At 46.6% G+C, this 22,729-nt stretch carries 23 protein-coding genes; 5 read left to right on the forward strand and 18 right to left on the reverse strand.

Going from position 1 to position 22,729, the window contains the following annotated elements; genetic code table 11:
- Positions 1-37: 37 nt before the first annotated feature.
- Together WN59_RS03460 and WN59_RS03465 are read right to left on the reverse strand one after the other, a co-directional pair.
- Complete coding sequence (locus WN59_RS03460) at positions 38-670, reverse strand: response regulator (protein ID WP_046512583.1); 633 nt, start codon at positions 668-670, stop codon at positions 38-40.
- 1 nt (position 671) lies between these two features.
- Positions 672-1,781 (reverse strand): GAF domain-containing sensor histidine kinase, encoded by a 1,110-nt coding sequence (locus WN59_RS03465; RefSeq protein WP_046512587.1) that lies wholly within the window; start codon positions 1,779-1,781, stop codon positions 672-674.
- Positions 1,782-1,905: 124 nt separating this feature from the next.
- On the opposite strand from WN59_RS03465, the gene WN59_RS03470 reads away from it, so the two are divergent.
- From WN59_RS03470 to WN59_RS03480, 3 genes are read left to right on the forward strand one after another with little or no spacing between them, the layout of a single operon-like run.
- The gene (locus WN59_RS03470; RefSeq protein WP_046512591.1) at positions 1,906-2,313 is read left to right on the forward strand and encodes a disulfide oxidoreductase; all 408 of its coding nucleotides are present in this window, start codon (positions 1,906-1,908) and stop codon (positions 2,311-2,313) included.
- A gap of 13 nt (positions 2,314-2,326) precedes the next feature.
- Positions 2,327-2,833 carry a thioredoxin family protein gene (locus tag WN59_RS03475; RefSeq protein ID WP_046512595.1) on the forward strand — a complete coding sequence of 169 codons (507 nt, stop codon included), beginning with the start codon at positions 2,327-2,329 and terminating at the stop codon, positions 2,831-2,833.
- On the forward strand, positions 2,834-3,661 hold the full coding sequence (locus WN59_RS03480; protein ID WP_046512599.1) for an RluA family pseudouridine synthase: 828 nt from the start codon (positions 2,834-2,836) through the stop codon (positions 3,659-3,661).
- A gap of 31 nt (positions 3,662-3,692) precedes the next feature.
- Here the strand turns inward: WN59_RS03480 and WN59_RS03485 are convergent, their stop codons facing one another.
- From WN59_RS03485 to queG, 10 genes are all read right to left on the reverse strand, one after another.
- Complete coding sequence (locus WN59_RS03485; protein ID WP_046512602.1) at positions 3,693-4,271, reverse strand: anthranilate synthase component II; 579 nt, start codon at positions 4,269-4,271, stop codon at positions 3,693-3,695.
- 1 nt (position 4,272) lies between these two features.
- The gene (trpE, locus tag WN59_RS03490) at positions 4,273-5,790 is read right to left on the reverse strand and encodes an anthranilate synthase component I (RefSeq protein ID WP_046512606.1); all 1,518 of its coding nucleotides are present in this window, start codon (positions 5,788-5,790) and stop codon (positions 4,273-4,275) included.
- Positions 5,791-5,947: 157 nt separating this feature from the next.
- A complete protein-coding gene (locus tag WN59_RS03495; RefSeq protein WP_082099117.1) occupies positions 5,948-8,068 on the reverse strand; it encodes an RNA degradosome polyphosphate kinase in 2,121 nt (706 codons plus the stop codon).
- Between the two features lie 36 nt (positions 8,069-8,104).
- Complete coding sequence (locus tag WN59_RS03500) at positions 8,105-9,631, reverse strand: Ppx/GppA family phosphatase (protein ID WP_046512613.1); 1,527 nt, start codon at positions 9,629-9,631, stop codon at positions 8,105-8,107.
- Between the two features lie 10 nt (positions 9,632-9,641).
- Positions 9,642-11,030 (reverse strand): class II fumarate hydratase, encoded by a 1,389-nt coding sequence (gene fumC / locus WN59_RS03505; RefSeq protein ID WP_046512617.1) that lies wholly within the window; start codon positions 11,028-11,030, stop codon positions 9,642-9,644.
- Positions 11,031-11,098: 68 nt separating this feature from the next.
- Positions 11,099-11,293 carry an SAS053 family DNA gyrase inhibitor gene (locus WN59_RS03510; protein WP_046512620.1) on the reverse strand — a complete coding sequence of 65 codons (195 nt, stop codon included), beginning with the start codon at positions 11,291-11,293 and terminating at the stop codon, positions 11,099-11,101.
- A 14-nt stretch (positions 11,294-11,307) separates the two neighbouring features.
- On the reverse strand, positions 11,308-11,901 hold the full coding sequence (locus tag WN59_RS03515; protein WP_046512623.1) for a sugar phosphate isomerase family: 594 nt from the start codon (positions 11,899-11,901) through the stop codon (positions 11,308-11,310).
- A gap of 306 nt (positions 11,902-12,207) precedes the next feature.
- A complete protein-coding gene (gene nfsA / locus WN59_RS03520; protein WP_046512627.1) occupies positions 12,208-12,945 on the reverse strand; it encodes an oxygen-insensitive NADPH nitroreductase in 738 nt (245 codons plus the stop codon).
- A 13-nt stretch (positions 12,946-12,958) separates the two neighbouring features.
- A complete protein-coding gene (trmL, locus tag WN59_RS03525; RefSeq protein ID WP_046512630.1) occupies positions 12,959-13,429 on the reverse strand; it encodes a tRNA (uridine(34)/cytosine(34)/5-carboxymethylaminomethyluridine(34)-2'-O)-methyltransferase TrmL in 471 nt (156 codons plus the stop codon).
- Between the two features lie 12 nt (positions 13,430-13,441).
- On the reverse strand, positions 13,442-14,572 hold the full coding sequence (gene queG, locus WN59_RS03530) for a tRNA epoxyqueuosine(34) reductase QueG (RefSeq protein ID WP_046512634.1): 1,131 nt from the start codon (positions 14,570-14,572) through the stop codon (positions 13,442-13,444).
- Positions 14,573-14,876: 304 nt separating this feature from the next.
- Between queG and abc-f the strand changes: the two genes are divergently transcribed.
- Positions 14,877-16,385, forward strand: coding sequence for a ribosomal protection-like ABC-F family protein (gene abc-f / locus WN59_RS03535; RefSeq protein ID WP_046512639.1), 1,509 nt, complete (start codon positions 14,877-14,879; stop codon positions 16,383-16,385).
- 44 nt (positions 16,386-16,429) lie between these two features.
- Here abc-f and WN59_RS03540 read toward each other — a convergent pair whose 3' ends face one another.
- From WN59_RS03540 to WN59_RS03565, 6 genes are all read right to left on the reverse strand, one after another.
- Complete coding sequence (locus WN59_RS03540; RefSeq protein ID WP_046512642.1) at positions 16,430-17,293, reverse strand: ROK family protein; 864 nt, start codon at positions 17,291-17,293, stop codon at positions 16,430-16,432.
- Between the two features lie 104 nt (positions 17,294-17,397).
- Entirely contained in the window at positions 17,398-17,751 is a 354-nt protein-coding gene (locus WN59_RS03545; protein WP_046512645.1) for a DUF6176 family protein, read from the reverse strand.
- Positions 17,752-17,875: 124 nt separating this feature from the next.
- Positions 17,876-18,526: an HD domain-containing protein gene (locus tag WN59_RS03550; RefSeq protein WP_046512648.1), complete on the reverse strand. Its 651-nt coding sequence runs from the start codon at positions 18,524-18,526 to the stop codon at positions 17,876-17,878.
- Between the two features lie 135 nt (positions 18,527-18,661).
- Positions 18,662-19,633 carry an alpha/beta hydrolase fold domain-containing protein gene (locus WN59_RS03555; protein WP_046512651.1) on the reverse strand — a complete coding sequence of 324 codons (972 nt, stop codon included), beginning with the start codon at positions 19,631-19,633 and terminating at the stop codon, positions 18,662-18,664.
- 97 nt (positions 19,634-19,730) lie between these two features.
- On the reverse strand, positions 19,731-20,261 hold the full coding sequence (locus tag WN59_RS03560) for a YceI family protein (protein ID WP_046512654.1): 531 nt from the start codon (positions 20,259-20,261) through the stop codon (positions 19,731-19,733).
- Between the two features lie 239 nt (positions 20,262-20,500).
- Complete coding sequence (locus WN59_RS03565; RefSeq protein ID WP_046512657.1) at positions 20,501-21,622, reverse strand: S8 family peptidase; 1,122 nt, start codon at positions 21,620-21,622, stop codon at positions 20,501-20,503.
- 213 nt (positions 21,623-21,835) lie between these two features.
- Here WN59_RS03565 and WN59_RS03570 point away from each other — a divergent pair, with 213 nt between their 5' ends.
- Complete coding sequence (locus WN59_RS03570; RefSeq protein ID WP_046512661.1) at positions 21,836-22,729, forward strand: sulfurtransferase; 894 nt, start codon at positions 21,836-21,838, stop codon at positions 22,727-22,729.

A 22,729-nucleotide genomic window follows, 5' to 3' on the forward strand; every position in this document is an offset into this window, starting at 1 on the left:
TTTGTAACCGTTTACCCTGTTGACCTGTAAGGATCGGCTAAAACTCCACAATGTTGTATTTGATGGCATAGATTACCGCCTGCGTCCTGTCTGAAACTTCCAATTTATTCAGTATGTGGCTCACATGTGTCTTTACTGTTTTCTCACTGACAAACAGCGCTTCGCCTATTTCCTTGTTCGATTTCCCTTTGACGATCTCTTTCAGCACTTCCAGCTCCCGGGCAGACAGCTCATTTTTTTCGTGTGGCATATCGCCCTCCCTGTCAATCACTTCCAGAATATTGGGATGGATGACTTTTTCCCCTTCTATCACGCTTTTGATGGATGCTATCAGTTCCTCCGCTTCCATTTCCTTTATGATATACCCATCAGCCTGGGCGGCAAAAACTGGCCGTATATACTCCTCGCTCGTATAGCTTGAGAGTACGAGCACCTTGATGTGCGGGTACTGTGCTTTTATCCGCCTTGTCACTTCGATGCCGTCCATTTCAGGCATTACCAGGTCAAGCAGGACCAGGTCTACCTCCTCATGATCCGAGGACAGAAACTCCAGTGTCTCCGCACCAGTGCCGAAATCATCGACAACTCTTATATCATCTGTCGTGGAAAGCAGGAATTTCATGCCTTCCCGGACGATATGGTGATCATCCGTCATTATGATTTTATACATCTTAGGATTCTCCTCTCGGTATGGAAACTTTTATAGACGTTCCCTCACCCTGTTTTGATTCAATGTCCAACATGCCTCCGAGCTTTTTCACTCTGTCTTTCATATTTCCGAGGCCATAGCTGTATCCGCTTTTTTCTTTCTGGTCAAAGCCGATGCCTTCATCTTTTATCCCTATCAGAAGTTCATCCGGTTTGGAGACTATGCTGATTACCGCCTGATTGGAACCGGAGTGTTTCCGGACATTGTTCAGTCCTTCCTGCATCACTCTGTAAAGGCCGATTTCCACATTATCCGGGACGTCATAGAAGCCCGTTACACTGACTTCGAGTTCCAGACCGAGAAGCCCTGCATACTTCTCTATGGCATCGATGATACCCTCTTCCAGACCGATCGGCTTCAGCTGCCAGATCAGTGCTTTCATTTCACTCATGGCATGCTTTGAAGTATTTTCTATGGAATCAAACGCATCGGACAGTTTTTCCCTGTCTTTAAGATTTTTGGCCGCATGGGAAGTGATGCCTATCGAAAACAACATCTGATTGACCGAATCATGAAGATCGCGGGCCAGACGCTGGCGTTCCCGGATTATCATGTTTTCCTGTTCCTGGGCATTCAGTTCAATGCGTTTTAAAGTCGAACCGATCTGGAAAGCGACGGATTCCAAAAGATCCAGTTCATCTTTGGCAAACTGCTCTGTGTCCGGACTGGCCACATTGAGCAGACCGAATGATTCATCACCTGAGAGCAGTGGGACTGTGGCATGATGGGTGATATTGTTGTTTTCCCCGGGATATGCCATCCTGGCCTTTTCCAGACGGGAACAGACAAATATGTTCGTCGCCCGTTCAAGTTCCCTGTTGTTGTATTTGTTGACGCACCAGCATTTCCCCTCACAGAGATGATGATACCCTTCTTTTTCAAGAGAAGGCGGCAGCCGGTAGTGCGCCTTCAACTCGGGATTCCCGTCACTGTCTATGAAAAACAGCCAACCGGTTTCAAACTCAGAATGGTCGACCAGCAGTTTCAGTGCCCCTTCTATCATGGTGTCCCTGTCGGTTTCTTCATTCAGGAATTCTGCAATATCTTTCAAAAGCTGCAGTTTACTTTTCATAAGTCAGTCCCCCGCCGTATTTAAAGTTACTCAATTTGTAAAATTATTGTTACCATCTATGCAGAGGTATATTTTATAATGATATAGTATGAATTACATACCAGTCCAGGACAGGAGGTCAAGGATGGACCGCAGAAAATTATACCTACAATTGCTGTTCTTCACTTCGCTCATCGCAACCATGGGTTCTCTCTACTTCAGTGAAGTCAGGCAGTATGTTCCATGTGAATTCTGCTGGTACCAGCGCATTCTCATGTACCCTATCGTCATCATTTCGCTCATTGCCCTGATAAGGCAGGATTTCGGTGCAAAATATTATATCCGTGCCCTAAGTATACTCGGTATCCTCATGGGAGGTTACCATTACGCACTCCAGAAAGTGAGTTTTATAGGGGATGGTATGGCAGCCTGTGAGGGTGTCTCATGTACAGTTCAATATATAAACTGGTTCGGTTTCATCACCATACCCTTCCTGTCATTCATTGCATTTACCATCATTTTGATTTTAACATTTCTGATCAAAAAAGATTAAAGGAGAAATTTAAATGGGAAACAAAGTATTTTACGGCATCATTGCCCTGGTCGTCGTCATATTTGCCGGAGTGTTCATCTTCATGAGCAGCGGCTCCGACGATCCGGAATCCCTCAGTGAATCGGGCTATTATCCATACACGGACAAAGAACCCGGTGAACTTGAAGGTTCGACGATCGACAAGCTTGACAACGAGGACTATCACCACAATAAAACACCGGATGAAGTAAAAGAGTCTGTGGGCTCGGGTGAAGGCGAATTCGTTTATTTCTGGAGTCCTACATGCGTGCACTGTGAAGCTGCCACACCATTCCTGATGGACGCATTCAATTCAGAAGACCAGGATATCACACAGCTGAACGTTCTTGAATACCAGCAGGCTTGGCAGGATTACCAGATTGAGGCGACACCTACACTCATCTACTTCGAAGATGGTGAGGAAGTCGACCGGTTCACAGGGAACCCCGGCAATTCCGAAGATTATGTATCATTCATCAACGCCATGACCGGAGAAGAATAGATGAAGTTCACTGTAAATGAACGGTTCGATTCGATGACACTTGAAAATATGCTTAAAGCGCTGCATGTTCCGAAAAAAGAAATGCACCTTCTGAGGATGTCAAAGGACATCGTTATCAATGACGAAAAAATGCCGCTCGACAGCACTCTGTCGGCAGGTGACATAGTGATTCTGCCCGATGATCACGGTCCGAGCAGCTATAAACCGAGCTACCGCGCCTGCGAGATACTGTATGAAGACAGATACCTGGCAGTCCTTCTGAAACCGAGAGGTGTCAAAACCCATCCGAATGAGATGCATGAAACAAACACTCTGATGAATCATGCAATCTACACGCTCGATATCCCCTATCTTGAGCCGGTCCACAGGCTGGATCAGGAGACAAAGGGTGTACTGCTCGTGGCGAAACATCCACTTATCAAAAAGATGCTCGATCACATGCTTGCCGCAAGGGAGATAAAAAGAACATACATTGCAAGGGTCGATACTAAGAAGCTGATTGAACCGCAGACGATCAGCCAGCCGGTTGCCAAAAATCCGAAAGAGCGCAACAGGTACCATGTAACGGAGAAAGGCAAAGAGGCGGTCACCCACATCCTTGGTTCCAAAGTGCATCAGGATTACTGCGAAATTGAAATCGAGCTTGAAACAGGAAGGACCCATCAGATAAGAGTCCACCTTGAACACATCGGCCTGCCCGTCATCGGAGATACACTGTACGGCGGCGCAACACTCCGCGACCTGCAGCTCTTCAGCTACAGGATCACATTCATCCATCCGATAACACAACAGGAAATCCTTGTCCAACTGGACAGGGAAACAATATGACAAAAGGCAGATCAATCAGATCTGCCTTTTGTCATATTTGCACTTTTATACTTTCCAGGACATTTTCAAGCAGCTTTCTGCCATCGGCCGAGCCGATGGATTCCGGATGGAACTGCACGCCTTCAAGAGGCAGGTTCCTGTGCCTTATGGCCATTACCTCCCCTTCCTCATTCTCTGCGCTCACTTCAAAACAATCCGGCAGTGAAATTCTATCTACTACAAGTGAATGGTAATTCATGACTTCTGTCCCCTGCGGCATCCCACGGAATATTCCCTTCCCGTCATGATGGAGCTGTGAAGTCTTCCCGTGCATCAGCCTGCCTGTTTTTACGATATCACCACCAAAGGCATGGGCGATCGACTGATGTCCCAGGCATACCCCGAAAATCGGAATGATTCCTTTGAATTTTTCTATCACTTCAAGCGTCATCCCTGTCTGTTCGGGTGTACGCGGTCCCGGGGACAATAGTATAAGCCCGGGCTGCAGCGCCTCTATTTCATTGAGCCGGACCGCATCATTCCTTCTGACTGTAATATCTTCGCCGCGCTCTCCAAGAAACTGGACGATATTGTAGGTAAAGGAGTCATAGTGGTCGATCATATATATCATATTATCTTCCTCCCGCAGATTTTAAGGACAGTGGCTTTTCCCTGAACACGAGCTCCGCCAGATGGACGGCTTTTGCAAGTGCACTCGCCTTATTGATCGTTTCCTGATATTCCATTTCCGGATCGGAATCTGCGACAACACCGGCGCCCGCCTGGACATGAAGATCACTTCCCATAAGGGTCATGCTCCTGATAGTTATGCAGGAATCCATGTTACCGTCAAAACCGAGATAGAGGATACTGCCTCCATACAGGTTCCTGGCCGTAGGCTCGAGTTCTCTCAAAATCTGCATGGCCCGCACCTTTGGAGCCCCCGAAAGTGTACCGGCCGGAAATGATGATATGAACGCGTCGATTGGCGACACCCCTTCCCTCAGTTCCCCATTCACTTTACTGATGATATGCATGACTTTTGAAAATCGTCCTATTGTCATATAATCGCTGACTGCAACAGAGCCGTATTTTGCAACCCGTCCGATATCGTTTCGGGCCAGGTCCACCAGCATGCGGTGTTCGGCGATTTCTTTGTCATCACTCAGAAGATCTTCTGCAAGCCTCTCATCCTCTTCCAGGGTCTCACCGCGCTTCCTGGTGCCGGCAATCGGATGGATTTCAAGTCTTCTGTCCTGGACCTGGAGCTGCCTTTCAGGTGAACTGCCGATGACTTCCACGTCATCGAATTTCAAATAATACATATAGGGTGACGGGTTTACATTCCTCAGAACTCTGTACAGTTCAAATCCGTCAAGCCTGGTCTTCGTCTGGAAACGCTGCGACAGGACCGCCTGGAGAATGTCTCCTTCCTTGATATATTTCTTTACTCTGCCGACATCTTCCTTGAATTTTTCTTTGGTATAGTTGCTGTCCATTTTTTGGACCGGACTATCATACAGGCCAACCGGCATCATTATATCGGTCAGCCCACTTTTTTTGACCAGCCGCTCCCTGATATGCCGGATGTGCTGGAGCGACCTGTCAAACACCTCCCGTCTGTCAGTTTCGTCATCGATCCTGGCAAATGTGAGTATCGTTATCTTTCCCGTACGGTGGTTGTAGGCAAGCAAGGTCTGACAGAATAAAAGATGATAATTCGGCAGTTTTTTCTCAGCTCCGGTTCTCGCCGGCACCGGTTCATAGTCCGAAATGGCATCATAACTGATGTACCCAACCCCTCCTCCCTTGAATGGAATATCGGTTTCGGGGATTTTCACGTCCAGTTCAAGAAGCACGCGCTCGAATGCCTCTTTGAAGGAAGGCGCTCCCATTTTCGAACCATACTGCAGATCACTGATTATGAACTCTCCTGCTGTTTCCACCACATCCATTATCGGATTTATACCGATAAATGAAAAATTGGACCACGGTGATTCGGGCTCCTGGCTTTCAAGCATATATACAGCCTCATCTTTAAGGGCATGGAACATGTGGACCGGCGTCAGTACATCTGTATAGAAAGATTGTACCACCGGCACTGTCCTGTAATTCGCAGCATCATGTGCGAACGATTCATACGTGGTCAATTCATCACCTCATTCATATTGACTGAAATACATGTGAATAGTCTACACAATTCAGAAAACAAAGTCAATCCAATACAAAAGCCTCCTGATATACAGATCTGCTGGGACATCTGTATATCAGGAGGACTCACTGAAACCAATACTGACCTTTAAGTTATCATCTTTTCTTTTTGAAACGCCGTTTCACTTTCAGCAGAAGTTCGTTCTCTTTTTGGACCTGCTGCTCGCGGCCGTAGCTTTCAGCCCTTCTCATAAGTTCGTCCTGGGCGCTGACCGGTTCATATGCATTTTTCACGTATTCATATGTCCCGTCGGATTTCTGGACACGGGCCTTGATATTATCCATAAGGTAGAGCCGGTTGATGGACTTCAGCTCATCAAGTATTTTTGGATCGTTTATCGGAAAGAGTATTTCAACCCGTTTGATCATGTTACGTGTCATCATGTCGGCAGAGGACAGATACATCTTTTCCTCTCCATTATGATTGAAATAATAGATTCTCGAATGTTCGAGGAAGCGTCCGACAATACTGATGACACGGATGTTATCACTGACGCCTTCAATCCCCGGTTTCAGGCAGCATATGCCCCTGATGACAAGGTCCACTTTCACGCCTTCCTGGGAGGCCTGGAGCAGTTTATTGATGACTTTCTTATCGGTAAGGGAATTCATCTTGGCAAAAATGTAACCATTGCCGTTTTCCTTGTGGAGTTCTATCTCCCTGTCGATGGATTCACCAAACAGATCCCGTATTTCAAACGGCGCAACATGCAGTGAATGGTATTCCGGTTTCAGCGAGTAGCCGCTCAGATAGTTGAAGAAATTGATTGCGTCGATTCCGATGTCCGGATCTGTAGTAATGACCCCCATGTCAGTGTACTGCTTCGCAGTTGAGTCATTGTAGTTTCCTGTACCCAGATGGACATACCTCACTATCCTGCCCCTCACCCTTTTGACGACAAGTGTGATTTTGCTGTGGGTCTTGAGATAATGCATGCCGTAGATGACATGGCATCCAGCATCCTCCAGTTCTTTCGCCCACTGCACATTATTCTCTTCATCAAAACGGGCCTTCAGCTCGACAAGGACGGTGACCTGTTTGTCATTTTCGGCAGCGCGCTTCAATGCCTCTATGATGGGGGAATCGCTTGAGACCCGGTACAGTGTCTGCTTGATGGCAAGTACATCCGGGTCTTCCGCCGCTTCCTTCATGAAACCCACAATAGGTTCGAAACTTTCAAACGGATGATGGAAGAATATATCTTCATCCAGCGCCTGTTCATAGATGTTCTGTGAACCGAGGAACTTCGGTTCCTGGGGCACGAATGGCTGATATACAAGATGCGGCAGCCGTTCTTTAAGCCTGGATGACAATTCAAATAGGAATGTCAAGTCAAGCGGACCGTCGAATTTGTACACATCGTCATCATGCAGATCCAGTTCGCTTCTGAGAAACGATCCATTTATCGTCGGATCTTTGCTGATATCGATTTCAAGACGGACAGCCGCCCCTTTCGTCCGTTCTTTCAGAAAGCGCTCTATCTCTATAAGGAGGTCTGCCGCCCCTTCCTCATGGATTGTCAGGTCGGCATTCCTTGTTATCCTGAACGGGAAGGTCCTGTCGATCCGGTAGCCTTTGAACAGTTTTTCGATATACGTTTCGATGATATCTTCTGTGAGGACGAAGTATGTGTCCTCCCCGTCCTGCATTTCATAGAATCGTCTGATGACTGTCGGCAGTTGGACGATTGCTGTCTGGTCACCGAGATCGTCCGACAGATTAACGAATATATTTATCTTTTTGTTCTTCAGTTTCGGGAATGGGCGATAGGCATCAATACCGAGCGGAGTGAGTGAAGGGTAGATTTCTGAATCGAATATATCCTCAAGCTCAAGACGAAGATGCTCAGGCAGCTCCTGCGGGCGTCTGAAATATATATTGTACTTCCCGAGTTCATCTTTCAACTTATGATAATATTCATACTGCACCTTGCTGTTTTCCCTGTTCAGTTCTCCTATCCCCCTCAGCTGCTGTCCCGGGGTCAACTGTGTTTTTGTATCGGGTTCATGATAGTTCATCTTCACCTGGTCCTTCAGTCCGGCGACACGGACCATGAAGAACTCATCCAGGTTTGAGCTGGTGATGGCCAGAAACTTCAGACGTTCCAGAAGAGGATTATTCGGGTCTATCGCTTCCTGGATTACTCTGTAGTTGAACTGGAGCCAGCTCATCTCCCTGTTGTTGTAATACTTTCGATCATTCAATTTGTATGCCATCTCAATCCTCCCCTTTAACATTATACAATCTGAATATTAAGTTTCTGTAAATCTCAGTTCCATATCTTCATCCATTATTTTCTCGATATGCTTCTTCTGACGGTTTGCCTGGTACTCTTCGGCAATCGGGTCGCCCTGGTACTCGACAGTCAGCACCATCTCATCATCCTCTTCCTCAAGGTAGAGTTCTTTGACCACTCCGGTGTCGGAGACATTAAGCGCATTTGCGAATTTCAGTATGCTGCCGAGGGCCTGTATATCCTCCACTTCATCATCATCAAACCAATCCGTCTCATCCGCGTAGAATTTTAGCAGAGTCTTGTTTTTATAACTGGCCATCAGTGCAAGCCTGACCCTGTCCTTATGGACAATGCCGTTGATGTTACTGTTGGAAATCAGATAATAGGTATGCTGACTCGTGGCATCACGATCTATGAAATCCCCCAGATAGAAGAGATAGGCCGCATTTTTCATCAGGTTCTTCTCATGTTTCTTAAAATCGATGTACTGATGTTTTTCCAGCTCATGAAAGATCCTCTCAGCCAGTTCGGTCCGCCGCTGCGCTGCGGACGGTTTGATTTTGAAGTCATTTGCCAGTTCAATCAGCGAATCCTTGAACACTTCATGCTTGTCAAATGCATCCGGAAAATCTTTTGAGATGATTGAAATCGCCATCCCTTCACGTATCCCTTTCCGGCTGAATTTGAACTCGTCCGCTTTGACGACATCATAGAGCGTCCTGAACACGATGAGACTCGGCAGAATGATATCACTGCGGTCTTTGCTGAGTCCGTCGATATCATCGAGATCATCACTGTCGGTATTCTTCAGCAGGCTGTATACATCCTTCAGGTCCCCTTTGGACATGGAGTACCCATGGACCCCTGCAATGGGATAATTCGTCTCTGACTGATGGATTCTGGCAATGTTACGCGCACTTCCGCCGATGGCGAGGATCGGTACTTTCCGTTTCGCAAGCCATTTGACACCCTTCAGCTGTTCCTTGACGTATTTTTCTGTCTCGGCAATGGCTTTTTTATCATTATGGTCACTGTCTTCGAAAAACATCGATTTCAACGTCACAACACCGAAAGGCAGGCTGATGGAATGTATGAGCTTCTTATCTTCAAAATAAGTGAGCTCAGTACTTCCACCGCCGATATCAATCGTCACGCCATCAGTGTTGCTGATCGTATGAGCGACCGCGTGATATCCGTAATACGCCTCTTCTTTACCGGTGATGACCTTGAGTTTCATACCGACTTCCGACTGGACCTTCTCCAGTATTCCGTCAACGTTTACAGACTGCCTGATGGCTGCTGTGGCAACAGGATAGATGTCTGAAACATCATACTTTGCGGCAATCTGTTTGAAGCTGTTCAAGATGGAGATGAGGTTGTCTATTCCCTCATCTTCCATCTCATAATCTTCATTCAAAAATTGTGCCAGTCTGGCAGGCGTCTTGATATTCTGCAGTTCCTTAAGTCCGGTACTTTCATCATATTCGAAAAGTACCAGACGGATGGTATTTGAACCTATATCCACTAAACCGATTCGTTTCATAAAATACCCCTTAATCTCTGGATTGAATCATGTCTTCCGGTTTGATCCACTCATCAAACTGTTCTTCAGTCAGCAGCCCGGATTCGATTGCAGATTCTTTCAATGTAAGTCCTTTTTCGTGTGCATTCTTGGCGATTTTGGCTGCATTCTCATAGCCGATATGCGGGTTGAGTGCTGTAACGAGCATGAGTGAATTTTTCAGGAAGCGCCCGATATTCTCCTCGATCGGCTCGATGCCGACAGCACACTTGTCATTGAATGTCTGCATGCCGTCTGCGAGCAGGTAGATGGACTGGAGTGTATTATAGAAGATTACAGGTTTGAATACATTCAGTTCAAAATTGCCCTGGGAGGCAGCAAAACCGACTGATGCATCATTGCCGAACACCTGTGTTGCAACCATTGTCAGCATTTCGGACTGTGTCGGATTGACTTTTCCCGGCATGATTGACGAACCCGGCTCATTTGCAGGGATCTCAATTTCCGCAATACCTGCTCTTGGGCCTGAGGACAGCCATCTGACGTCATTCGCAATCTTCATCAAGTCTGCGGCCAGCGCCTTCAGTGCACCGTGGAGATAGACGACTTCATCATGTGCAGTGAGCGCATGGAACTTGTTCGGTGAAGAGACGAATTCATATCCCGTCTGGCCGGAAATCTCTTTGGCAACCCTGTCACCGAATTCCGGATGCGCGTTGATGCCCGTGCCTACAGCTGTGCCGCCGATTGCCAGGTTCTTAAGCTGCTCTTTTGACTCGCCGATCAGCGTCTCACATTTTTCAAGCATATATCTCCAGCCGCTGATTTCCTGTCCGAGTGTGAGCGGTGTAGCGTCCTGAAGGTGGGTTCTTCCGATTTTGATGATATTTTGGAACTCATCCTCTTTTTTCTGGAATGTTCCCTTGAGGTTCTCAAGTGCCGGAACCAGCTGCTCTTCGACAGACTGATAGAGGGCGACATGCATTGCTGTAGGATAGGTATCATTCGAACTCTGGGACTTATTTACATCATCATTCGGGTGGACCTTCTCATCAATCCCTTTTTCAGACAGGTACTCGTTTGCCACATAGCTGACCACTTCATTGACGTTCATGTTGCTCTGGGTACCGCTGCCCGTCTGCCACACTACGAGCGGGAAGTGCTCATCCAGTTCACGTGCAATGACTCTGTCACATGCATGGACGATCGCATCTTTTTTATCACCTGAAAGTTTTCCCAATTCATTGTTCGCTACCGCTGCAGCTTTTTTCAGATGTGCGAAAGCTACAATGACCTCCATGGGCATCTTCTCTTTGCCCACCGGAAAGTTCTGTCTGCTCCGCTCTGTCTGTGCAGCCCAGTATTTTTCACTCGGCACCTTGATTTCACCGATAGTATCTTTTTCTATTCTGTATGCCAATTAAAAAACCTCCTGAAAAATTAGTATTCATTGAATATTTTATACTAATTTCCAGGAGGATTCATCTGTTATTGTTGTTTTTCATTTTCCTTTGGGTCCATACCGTGCGACTCATCATCTGATGAATCAACCGGATAGTCCTCATTTTGGGAGATCTGTTCCATCTCTTTACCGAGTGCCCTGACATCTTCCATATCTTCAGTCATCTCGTTCTCTTCCGGCTCGACGTCTTTCCTGTAGTCAAAATCCTTTTCCTTTTTCAATCCTTCCACCTTCTTTAAGCAAATTCCGACGTGTAATAGCCTACGATATCCTGATCCAGTTCAGATGCGGCTTCCTCATCAAGCACCACGGTCACCATGCGGTGCTGCTTGATGCTGCCGAAGGCATCCCCGCCATTTTCCTTTGCGTTGTACAGCTCCCTGACCGCCTTCGCCTTATCCTTCCCTGATGCGACAAGTATCATTTCCCTCGCATCGAATAAAGCATCGTTGCTTCCGGAATCACCGTATCCTACACGGCCGTCCTGATCAATTGTAAGGAATGCAAGGTTCACCCGCTTTTTGTTGTCCAGCACATCATTAAGTGCCTCCGCTGTGCCATCGGTTCTCAGCTGGCTGTCCGGTATATCCAGTTTGCTGAATACATCGGCATCCCCCCCTTTGCCGACACCGACAAGATATACCTGGGAAAAATCAGCCGGATGCTGCTTCGCCTCCCCGACAAATTTCTCATATGTCCATGCAAGGTCTTCATCCAGCTGCAGAGCCATGATGCTGGTCGGATTGTTATGGACCTGTTTTCTTAGAATATCAGCAGCATATATGCTGAGCAGTTCGTTGTCTTTGTAGATTTTGAAATTCATAGCCATGATGATTCCTCCTAGTTTCTTCACTGTCAGTCCTATTGTACCCTTATCGATACAGTTTCTAACAATAAAATTTATCCGTATACGGCTTTTTTCCTGCCGCACTTTAGTTTATAATAGACATATGTATTTAACACAGGAGGCCAATAATATGAAAGCATTTCTTATACTTATGGTTTGTATCTCCTTTATGACCGCTATCATGACAGCATGCCGCGAGTCTGAGTGGGGTTATAAGGATAACGGGGAAGAGAAACTCAACTGATTCCTATGGAAAGAAGTCATGCATATTCTGCATGACTTCTTTTTTTACTGTCCTAAAAATCCCTGTCCTTTGATGACTGCGTCCACATCAAGCCTCTGTTTCTTCGACAGCATGCCGATGACCTGGTCGCTCCACGCATCATCCCGCCTGCCGTCGCTCCGCTCTTTGTAGTATTCACTTATCTCCTTGTCATACGCGTCAATACTGCCTTTCACATCCTCGACAGGTTTATACTCATTTTCATGATATATGACATCAAACGGCAGTCTTTCCTTCCGGCTGCCCGCGTGATCCGGTTTGCCCACGACCATGCCGAACAACGGTATCACGCCTTTTGGCAATTCAAGTATTTCGATCACTTTGGCCATATCGTTCCTGAGTGAGCCGATGTAGCACATGCCAAGCCCCATGCTCTCCGCCGCCACCGCAAGATTCTGTGCCGCAAGCGCCGCATCGACTGTGCCGACAATCAGCTGTTCCGTCTTGTCATATGCAATCGGCGTCCCTTTATCTTTCGACAGTTCATAGTGCCGGTGATAGTCTGCGAGAAAGACGAACAGATGGCCGTTATTTTCAACATAGCTCTGCGTGCTTATTTCACTCAGTGCCTTTTTCTTGGCAGAATCCGTCACTCCCATGATCGTATAGGCCTGTACATAGCTTGATGTACTCGCACTCTGTGCTGCTTCCACCAATTCCCTGACAGTCTCACCGTCCAGTCTTTCATCTTTGAACTTTCTGATCGAGCGGTGGTTTTTCAGAATATCAACAGTTTCGTTCATCTTCATGCTCCTCCTAATGTAGTCCCGGGTACCCCTGCTGCCTCAATGCCTCATACAGAAGTATCGCCGCAGTATTGGAAAGGTTCAATGATCTTATCTTATCATTCATCGGAATCCTTAGCGCATTATCTGCATAGCTTTCCATGATCCATTCAGGAAGCCCGGATGTTTCGCGTCCGAATATGAAGTAATGTGCTTTGTTTGTATTGCTGAAATCCGCATCTGAATGGAGTTTCCCTCCAAATTTTGTCAGAAGATAATAAATGCCTTCCGTCTTCTCAAAAAACTGTTCAGCCGAATCGTAATATCTGATATCCATATGATTCCAGTAATCGAGCCCCGCCCGCTTCAGCATTTTGTCATCTGTCGAAAATCCCAGCGGGCGGATCAGATGCAGGGTCGTGTCCGTCCCGGCACATGTCCTGCCAATATTGCCCGTATTCGCCGGAATTTCCGGCTGATAGAGTACAATGTGATTTGCCATATCTATTCGCTCCTAAACTGCTTCCTGGATGCCATTCAGCATCTCTTCTTTCACTTGCCCGTCCGTTTCGATCTGAAATCTCTCATTAATATATTCAAGCGCATCATTACCCATGATGCGCCCGATGGCCCAATATGCCGTCCCTTTGATCACAGGGCGCTGATCGTTCTCAGCCACGCGCTTCAGAACCTCCACCGATTCCTTTTCTTTAAAATGGGCGAGCGCGATAATCGCATTTCTCTGGATCGGTTTCTTGCCTCGCCACACACCGGCCAGATGACCGTATGTTTCCTTGAAATCCCGGTTGGAGATCTCCAGAAGCCCTGTAAGTTCCGGCTTCAGTATTTCCGGCTCCAGCACGATATCCTCGTGATGGTCGGTGTTTATGCCTTTGTTCCTCGGGCATACCTGCTGGCAGGTATCACAGCCATAGAGCCGGTTTCCGATCTTGCCGCGGTATTCCTCAGGGAGGAAGCCTTTGGTCTGTGTCAGAAACGAGATGCATTTCTGTGAATCGAGCTGACCCGTACCCGTAAGCGCACCAGTGGGACAGCGGTCTACACAAAGGTTGCAGTCACCGCACGAATCGATCAGTTCCTCATCCGGCGGAAACGGATAACTGGTGATCATTTCACCCAGATAGGAGTAGGTGCCGAGTTTCGGATTGATCATAAAACCGTTTTTGCCGATGTAACCGAGACCGCTTCTCCTGGCCACTTCCCTGTCGCTCAGCACGCCTGTATCCACCATGGATCTTGTTTTGACATCCGGGTCGAGCGACTTGATATACTCCTCGAGTTTTTCCAGCCTGTTATTTAAAAGCGTATGATAGTCCATCCCCCATGATGCACGGGCGAAAAGACCCCGCCTTTCCCCTTTCCTGCTCTTCGGTGCATCGGGAAGCCTGTTGGGATAGCCGACCGCTATGGAAATAATACTTTTGGCAGATCCTAGACTCCTCCGTGGTTCCGTCCGCTCCCCGACTGAACCTTTTTCAAAACCTGATGCATATCCCCTTTTATGATAATCGATCAGTTTTTCTTTGAATTCCAGAAATGGCTCGGCATGGGTGAATCCAATCTCATCTATGCCGATTGAACGGGCGTAATCTATCACTTTTTGTTTGAATTCACTGCGTTCCATGTAAGCACCTCCTTTTTTAATATATTGAAATTTCCCGTTTTTTCATTTATCATTGGAATTGACTATTAAACGAAATGGGGGAACTGCAGGCCGATGAAGTAATTATCTTTTTTCCACTGTAATTGACGTGACGTATGCGCAAGTCTATTTATCGTGCGCAAAAATCATGTTGGAAAAGGGATAATTGAATGAGTCTGGCTGCAATATGAGCGATGTTCACCTAATATGGACAAGCGCATCTTCCATCGTTATATTATACAGCCCGGCTCCCTTTTCTGACAAACAGAATCGAGGAGATTTTTTTATGTTGGATATAAATGACGCCAGGATTGAAGTACAGGGTGAAACCCTGCTCACCATCGACCGGTTGAGAGTACAATCAGCAAAAACCATTGCACTGATTGGCAGGAACGGCAGCGGCAAGACGACACTGTTCAACTATATATATGATAACAGGGACAGAATTGCAGGCAGCAACAGCATAAAACTGGTTCCACAGATCAAAGCGAAAGACACCAGAAAAAGCGGCGGTGAAAACACAAAATCGTATCTGCAGGAAGCGATGAAAGTGAATGCCCGCATCATGCTGCTGGATGAACCCACCACCCACCTGGATGAAGGAAATATCCGCTGGCTCGCCGCGAAACTCAAGAGATGGCCGGGCATCAAAATCATCATCTCCCATGACCGGGATTTTATAAACCGGGTGGCGGATGAAGTGTGGGCAATCGAAGAGCATACGGTAAAGGTGTATCCGGGAAACTATGATAAGTACCGTGAAATCAGGGATCACGAATTGAAAAGGCAGCATGATGAATATGAAAAGTATACCGCAGAGAAGAAACATCTGGAAAATGCAGCTGCCCAAAAGACAGGCAGGGCCCAGGCCGTAAACAAACCTAAAAACAAGCATGATTCGGATTTCAGGCAGACCGGAGCGAAACCATACTACAACAAGAAAAAGAAGAAGATGGAGCAGGTCGCGGCAAGCATCCGGACAAGGATCGACCAGCTTGAAGTCAAAGAAAAGCCGTATGAAGAGAAACCCATCCGTTTCCATACACAGCATATCGAAGACCTGGGCAGCCGGATTATCATCAAACTCGAAGATGACGATATAGCCATAGAGGAAAAAGCGCTTATAAAGAGCGCAAGGCTTTTTATACGTGGAGGGGAACATGTCGCCTTCACAGGAGCCAACGGGTCGGGCAAGACGACTCTATTCAACCACATCCAGCAGAAATATGATGACGCCCCTTTCAACATCGGCTATTTCAATCAGCAGCTGGAATCACTGTATAATGATAAAACGGTCATTGAAAACATCATGGAGACAAGCATTTACAACGAAACGGCGGTCAGGACCGCCCTGGCAAGGCTTGCCATCGTCAAAGATGAAGTATATAAGCCCGTTTCTGTCACAAGCGGGGGTGAGCGGGTCAAAATCCAACTGATAAAGATACTCATGTCGGATGCCGCAGTCCTCCTCCTTGATGAACCGACCAACTTCCTGGACATCCATACAATCGAAGCCCTGGAAGGTATGATCAGGGATTTTCCGGGCACCGTACTGCTTGCGAGCCACGACAGGATGTTCAGGGAAAACACTACGGAGAAGTCCTACACCATCAAAAATAAAAAACTGACTGAGGAAATCAGCATCAGGGAACATGATGAGACGGAGGAGGAACTGATGGTTATAGAAACCAGAATTACGGAAGTATTAAGCAGGATGGCTGAAGGTTCCGATGAAACATTGGATGCGGAATTCCAGCAACTTCTGCGCAGAAAAAAAGCAATCATGGACAGATAGATCAAAAGACCAGTTGCCGTGAACAATCGGTACTGGTCTTTGTTCTATGATCCTGTGATATCTTTGGCGAGCCCGGCTGCACCGATGACACCCTGGTCATCATCCAGTTTCGGCGGAGTGATATATGACTCAAGGTCTTCTATTGTAATATAGTCATTCAAAATCCTTTGGAATTCCTTTCTGATCATCGGATACAAATGAGACTGTTTCATTACTCCGCCTCCGATGATGATGCGCTCCGGGCATAGTACCAATGTATAGTTCACCAGTGCCTGGGCGATATAATGGGCAACACTCGCCCATACCGGATCGTCCACACTGATGTCTGCCCCGCTGATGCCGGCACGTTTTTCGATTGCAGGACCGGAGACGAGCCCTTCAAGACAATCACCGTGGTAAAGGCAGACGCCCTCGAAGCTGTCATCAACCATCCTGCTGACTTTGATATGCCCCATTTCAGGATGGGTAAGACCTTTGAATACCTGGTCCTCCTTTACGAATCCGGCACCGACTCCTGTACCGACAGTGATGTACACGGCGGAATCAACATCCCTGCCCGCTCCGAAGCGGAATTCCCCGAGACAGGCGGCATTCACGTCTGTATCCACAGCAACCGGTACGCCGAGCATCCGCTTCAGTTCATCGCGCAGCGGAAAATCCTTCCATGCTGTTTTAGGGGTGTTCTTTATCGTCCCGTAAGTTTCGCTTCTGTCATTCAGATCGATGGGGCCGAAGGCCCCGACACCGAGCGCGTCAATCGGATGCTTCCTGAAAAAATCAGCAGCTTCCGCCAACGTCTCTTCCGGTCCCCTGGTTCTGATTACACATCTGTCTTTCGTTTCATTGAATTCATCCAACACAGAACAGACAAACTTGGTTCCGCCTGCCTCTATGGCACCTATCAGCATTTGAGACACTCCCGACATTTGTTAGTATGTTTTTATAATACAGGACCGGAAACTGACTTAACAGTCCCGGCCCTGTACGTGATATCTATATGAGCACGCCCCGCTCAGGCGTATTCGTTCATTGCTCTTTGAATGCGTTTAGGAATCATGCATACCGCAGCTTTCATATCTTCGGGCCGGAATGTCTTATCGATGCATTCCTCCCAGAATTTGAGGTGTGTCTCATCGATTGGCGGATCATCTTCATCCAGTTCTTTGCCGGCTTCATCCTGCACACTGTACCAATACAGGTATTCATGCTCTCCTTTTTTTTCACGGAAGATAGTCTCAACGAACATTTTTTCTCCTTCCAGAGTGACAAGAACATCATCCATATGCTCCTGCATATATTCAATCCATTCGTCCACACGTTCACTTTTATTTTCTTTTATCCTGAATTTGGTCAGTTCCACTTTCATTTAAGACTTCCCCCTATACCGGTTATTATAGCAACTATATGTCAGTTCATTTATTGTCTATTTGAAACACTATAATAATCTACACCATAAACACGAAAATTTAAAGCCCTTTTTTAAAGTTTTTTTACCTTTTTCCATTCCATTCTGCGTAAAATTGTTCCAGATAGTTTTCCATGAACACATGCCTGTCGTCCGCGATGCTTCTGGCGGTATTTGTGTTCATCAGACCCCTCAGTTTCAGCAGCTTTTCATAAAAATGGTTGACCATGGTGTTATCCTCATTTTTATACGCTTCAAACGTCATATTTTCACGGGCGCCCGTTTCGGGGTCGTACATTTCATGACCTTTGCTCCCGCCGTATATGAATGTCCGTGCAATGCCGACAGCCCCCAATGCATCCAGCCTGTCAGCATCCTGCACTATTTCATCCTCCAGACTTTCCGGCCTTACAGGGTTATTCCCTCCTTTGAAAGACACCGCACGCATAGCATGGATGATGCGTCCTGTCGTTTTTTCATCCACACCATTTTCCCTGAGGAATACTTTCACTTTATCGATCTGTCCATTCTCATCATCCGTCAATTTATAATCGATAAAGTCATGGAACAGCGCAGCCATCTGAACGACGAATAGATCGCCTCCTTCTTCAGATTGAATATGTAACGCATTATTATAGACCCGGATGACATGCCAGTAGTCGTGCCCGGTACGGTCATCCTTATGATACTTCCTTAAAATTTCATGCGCTTCTGATATGATTTTGTTTTCATCCATCACCATTACTCCAGTCCCTGTCCAAATCAGTAAACCTGAATCTTTCTATCACAGGACATTATAACATGGTTGGCGGATAATGGAAGCTTTCCCGGAGATTACACCGAAAAAGGATTGGCCTGCGGCCAATCCTTTCTATCTGATCAATTCTGCAATTTGTACTCTGGAAGCTGTCCCCTCTTTTATCGGATACAAAGGAAAGTTATGATTCATCCTGTTATATTCAAAATAATTATGCCCTATCCCTTCTTCATTTAAGATATGGGACAATGTTGCCGCATCCGGAAAACATATCTCATGCGTCCCGATGAATATGGAAATTCTCCCCAGATTTTCAAGGTTACCGTTGATTGGCGACAGCCGATATGAACCGGGATGTGACCCGCCGGCCCACAACCGCCCAATCTTCCTCAGGTTGTCCACATTCAGCATCGGGTCCCTCTTTTCATATTTTCTGATGTCCTCATGCCCCAATGATATATCCAGCCAGGGGGAAATCAGTATTATCTCTTCTGGCTGTTGCAGGTCCTCATTACGGAGCATCTGGGCAAGCCCGAGTGCCATCCCGCCACCTGCAGAATCCCCCATCAGGATAATTTGGCGATAACCTTTACGGATCAGTCCTGAGTAGACTGTCATCAGCCGGGTATATGCCGCTTTGTAGGAGTACTCGGGAGCTTTGGGATAGATTGGAACAAAAAAATCTGTATCCGTTTCCTGAACCAGTCTGTCGAGAAACCACCAGTGGAATAATGACGGCTGATTGATATACCCGCCCCCGTGGAGATACAGCACACACTTTTCACCCCCTCCGGCTTCAGGTGACATTTTGTAAACCTTCATGCCGTCGGTGGAATGGCTGTCAAGGAATGAATCTACAATGATACCGGACGGTATTGTATATTCCCTGCTGTTTTTCCTTGTCATTTTTCTGATGTAATCATCATCAATCTTATCCGGCCACATATGCGTAAGAGCAACAGCCGCTTCAGCCAGTCTGCTGCCGACACTTCTTTTTTGTATGTGGACTGTGTGCAGTGAGAATATCAGAGAAGCTGCTCCGACTGTAAGTACGCCCCATACACCGGCTTTTGACAAACTGCGCATACGACTTCACCTCTTACATTTAAATAGCCTGCCGGGGCAATGATTAAACAAAAAGACCATATCCCTGATGGGATATGGCCCGGTATTTATATTAACCTTACTGTTTTTCAGAGAACTGGAGTTCCAGCTGAACTTTAACATCCCTGCTTACAAGCACGCCGCCTGTTTCAAGCTGAGCATTCCATGTCAGGCCGAATTCTTCGCGGTTGATCGTAAATGATGCTTCAAAACCATGAACTTCCTGACCACCCATTGGACTGATTCCTTTACCGTTGTAAGTCAGTTCAAATGTTTTTTCTTTCGTTACACCGGCAATCGTAACATCACCCGTCACTTTGACAGTGTCTCCTGATTTCTCCACCTGGTTTGAAGTGAATGTAATCTGCGGATTGTTTTCAGCGTCGAAGAAATCCCCGGATTTCAAGTGACCGTCACGGTCAGCATTTCCTGTGTTGATGCTTGCTGTTTCAATTTCTGCTTTTACTGTAGCATCTTCAAATGTTTCGAGGTTATCAGTTTCCACTTCGAAATTGAATTCTTCAAAACTGCCTTTTACTTTAGAAACCATCATGTGTTTAACCTGGAATTCTACTTCTGAGTGAACTGCATCTGATACATAAATTGTCATGTTTAATTGCCTCCTGGGATAACCAATTGAATTATCTCAAATTCGAGATAACCCCATAATACAACACTTACTTACTTTTAGCAACCAATAAACTAAAAATAACTGATTTAATCTTTACAGTTGCCATTACCCTTAAAGAAACAGAGTATGCATGCCATCTGTAAATTTACTGAAAATTAATATCTTAATCTGAAAAAACCCCTCCGACATTTGAATCGGAGAGGTGTGCATTCAAATCATCAGTTTACCGCTGAATCCACCTGCAGCAGCCCGCTGCCATACCAGTTTGTGTTACTTCCAATGTACTTCGATGCTGCCTCCATCAGAGACCTTACTTCACCAGCACCTGCAGCAGGATACGCAGCTCTGATGACTGCCCCTGCGCCGGCTACATGCGGTGATGCCATTGAGGTACCATTGAGGGCGGAGTATCCATTACCAGGTACTGTCGAGTTGATGTTGACACCTGGAGCTGAAATATCAACCGCCGGCCCTGTTGAAGAAAATGATGCCCGCTGATCGTTCTCATCTGTTGCCGCTACGGCGAACGCAGAATCATATTGGGCCGGATAACCTACAGTATCCCCTGTACCTGAAGCATTACCCTCGTTTCCGGCAGCCGCAACCACCAGAATATCATGATTGTAATATGCTGCATCGACTACGTCCTGAATAGCCTGGGAATGTAATGAAGAACCGAGGGACATATTGACGACATCCATACCATTCTGTATAGCCCATTCAACGCCACGGGCAACCCCGGAGGAAGAACCGGCTCCATTGCTGTTCAGTACTTTGACTGCATACAGATCTGCATCCGGCGCCACGCCTACAACGCCAACATTGTTATCAAGAGCCGCAGCAGTACCGGCTACATGCGTGCCGTGACCGCTTCCGTCATAATATGGATCTGCATCCACACCGGACGTGAATACCGAGTAGCCGCCCAAAACATCCAGGTCTTCATGATTTCTGTCAATGCCGGTGTCGATGACTGCAAGTTTTACACCATCACCTGTATCCCCGCTCTCGTGAGCGAGCGGTGCCTGGACTTTGTCGATGCCGTAGGGTACATCCTGCTGATAGGCATAGACCGGAATATCTTTTTCCACATAGCTGACGTTTGGATTCTCCTCCAGTTCAGCCGCTTTTCCCTCAGTGAGGTCCGCTTCGATCATATCCACTGTCTCAAATTCATAGCCCACTTCCTCAGATGCAATGCCAAAAGATGAATATGTAGTAAAATCAGATGACTCTTCAAATTTTACCAAGTATTTTTCCTTTGTCTCCTGCGCAAATGCTGTAGCTGATAAAGAAAAAAATGCCGCAATCACTGTAAGCAACGTAAAGAATTTCTTCATAAACCAAGTTTCCCCCTTTGTCTGATCTATCTCCATGATAAACCTGATAAATGTGCTATCAATATTCAGGTGTGCAAAAACTTTGTCCGTTTTCACATGGGGGAAACAATTCAACTGTGCAGGCTTCATATTAGGTACCTTGGCTATAGGTATGTTATCATCATTATAAATCCTAGTATTTATATAGGGTTTATTCGGTAAGGAGTGGTTTATTTGAATAAAATTCCATTGATCGTTTCTACAGATTGGCTGTACGAAAGGTTGGATGATCCAAACATCAGGATCCTGGATGCCACAACCTTCCTCCGGCATTCAGAAACAGGATACTATGATGTATGGTCCGGCAAGGTAGCATATGATGAGGCACATATTCCGGGGGCAGTGTTCGCAGATATACTGAATGACCTGTCTGACCCTGAGGCGAAATACTCGCTTACAGTACCTTCCCGCGAATATTTCACGCATAACATTTCAAAATTGGGGATTGGAGACCCGGACACCTACGCCGTTGTCTATGACCGCGGAGCCGAAGTGGGTAATTCCATTGCTTCATCCGACTGGGCATCAAGACTCGCCTGGCAGATCCGTTACGAAGGATTTGAAAATGTGGCAATTTTAGAAGGTGGACTCCCAAAATGGCAGTCAGAAAACAAGCCCGTAACCAATGAAGTAAACACCTATCCCCAAGCTGAATTCACCGGCGAGAGAGATGGTCCTCTCTTTTCCACAAAAGAAGATGTTAAACAGGCAATTGGTGATGATAATATCGTCATTATCAACAGCCTTGATCCAGAGACGTATAAAGGCAGTAAAAAAACGTATGCGCGTGCCGGACACATCCCGGGCAGTGTGAACGTATTTTTCGGCAGCCATTCCGACCCGGAAACAAAAGCTCTATTTGATGATGAAGAACTCCGTAAAAATTTTGAAAAGGCAGGCGCACTGGACCCGGATAAAAAGGTGATCACATATTGCGGCAGCGGTATCGCAGCAACATGGAACGGCACCATTCTCAATAAGCTTGGTCAGAATAACGTTTCAGTCTATGATGGTTCACTGACTGAGTGGACAAACGATCCCACCCTGCCTCTGGAGAAAGAAGAGTAA

Source organism: Salinicoccus sediminis (assembly GCF_000986795.1).
GTDB lineage: Bacteria > Bacillota > Bacilli > Staphylococcales > Salinicoccaceae > Salinicoccus > Salinicoccus sediminis.

Bases quoted from the DNA above. Each gene is read 5' to 3' on its own strand.
- WN59_RS03460 (WP_046512583.1), bottom strand. From the start codon at position 670: ATGTATAAAATCATAATGACGGATGATCACCATATCGTCCGGGAAGGC.
- WN59_RS03465 (WP_046512587.1), bottom strand. From the start codon at position 1,781: ATGAAAAGTAAACTGCAGCTTTTGAAAGATATTGCAGAATTCCTGAAT.
- WN59_RS03470 (WP_046512591.1), top strand. From the start codon at position 1,906: ATGGACCGCAGAAAATTATACCTACAATTGCTGTTCTTCACTTCGCTC.
- WN59_RS03475 (WP_046512595.1), top strand. From the start codon at position 2,327: ATGGGAAACAAAGTATTTTACGGCATCATTGCCCTGGTCGTCGTCATA.
- WN59_RS03480 (WP_046512599.1), top strand. From the start codon at position 2,834: ATGAAGTTCACTGTAAATGAACGGTTCGATTCGATGACACTTGAAAAT.
- WN59_RS03485 (WP_046512602.1), bottom strand. From the start codon at position 4,271: ATGATATATATGATCGACCACTATGACTCCTTTACCTACAATATCGTC.
- WN59_RS03495 (WP_082099117.1), bottom strand. From the start codon at position 8,068: ATGGCATACAAATTGAATGATCGAAAGTATTACAACAACAGGGAGATG.
- WN59_RS03500 (WP_046512613.1), bottom strand. From the start codon at position 9,631: ATGAAACGAATCGGTTTAGTGGATATAGGTTCAAATACCATCCGTCTG.
- WN59_RS03515 (WP_046512623.1), bottom strand. From the start codon at position 11,901: ATGGCTATGAATTTCAAAATCTACAAAGACAACGAACTGCTCAGCATA.
- nfsA (WP_046512627.1), bottom strand. From the start codon at position 12,945: ATGAACGAAACTGTTGATATTCTGAAAAACCACCGCTCGATCAGAAAG.
- trmL (WP_046512630.1), bottom strand. From the start codon at position 13,429: ATGGCAAATCACATTGTACTCTATCAGCCGGAAATTCCGGCGAATACG.
- queG (WP_046512634.1), bottom strand. From the start codon at position 14,572: ATGGAACGCAGTGAATTCAAACAAAAAGTGATAGATTACGCCCGTTCA.
- abc-f (WP_046512639.1), top strand. From the start codon at position 14,877: ATGTTGGATATAAATGACGCCAGGATTGAAGTACAGGGTGAAACCCTG.
- WN59_RS03540 (WP_046512642.1), bottom strand. From the start codon at position 17,293: ATGCTGATAGGTGCCATAGAGGCAGGCGGAACCAAGTTTGTCTGTTCT.
- WN59_RS03545 (WP_046512645.1), bottom strand. From the start codon at position 17,751: ATGAAAGTGGAACTGACCAAATTCAGGATAAAAGAAAATAAAAGTGAA.
- WN59_RS03550 (WP_046512648.1), bottom strand. From the start codon at position 18,526: ATGGATGAAAACAAAATCATATCAGAAGCGCATGAAATTTTAAGGAAG.
- WN59_RS03555 (WP_046512651.1), bottom strand. From the start codon at position 19,633: ATGCGCAGTTTGTCAAAAGCCGGTGTATGGGGCGTACTTACAGTCGGA.
- WN59_RS03560 (WP_046512654.1), bottom strand. From the start codon at position 20,261: ATGACAATTTATGTATCAGATGCAGTTCACTCAGAAGTAGAATTCCAG.
- WN59_RS03565 (WP_046512657.1), bottom strand. From the start codon at position 21,622: ATGAAGAAATTCTTTACGTTGCTTACAGTGATTGCGGCATTTTTTTCT.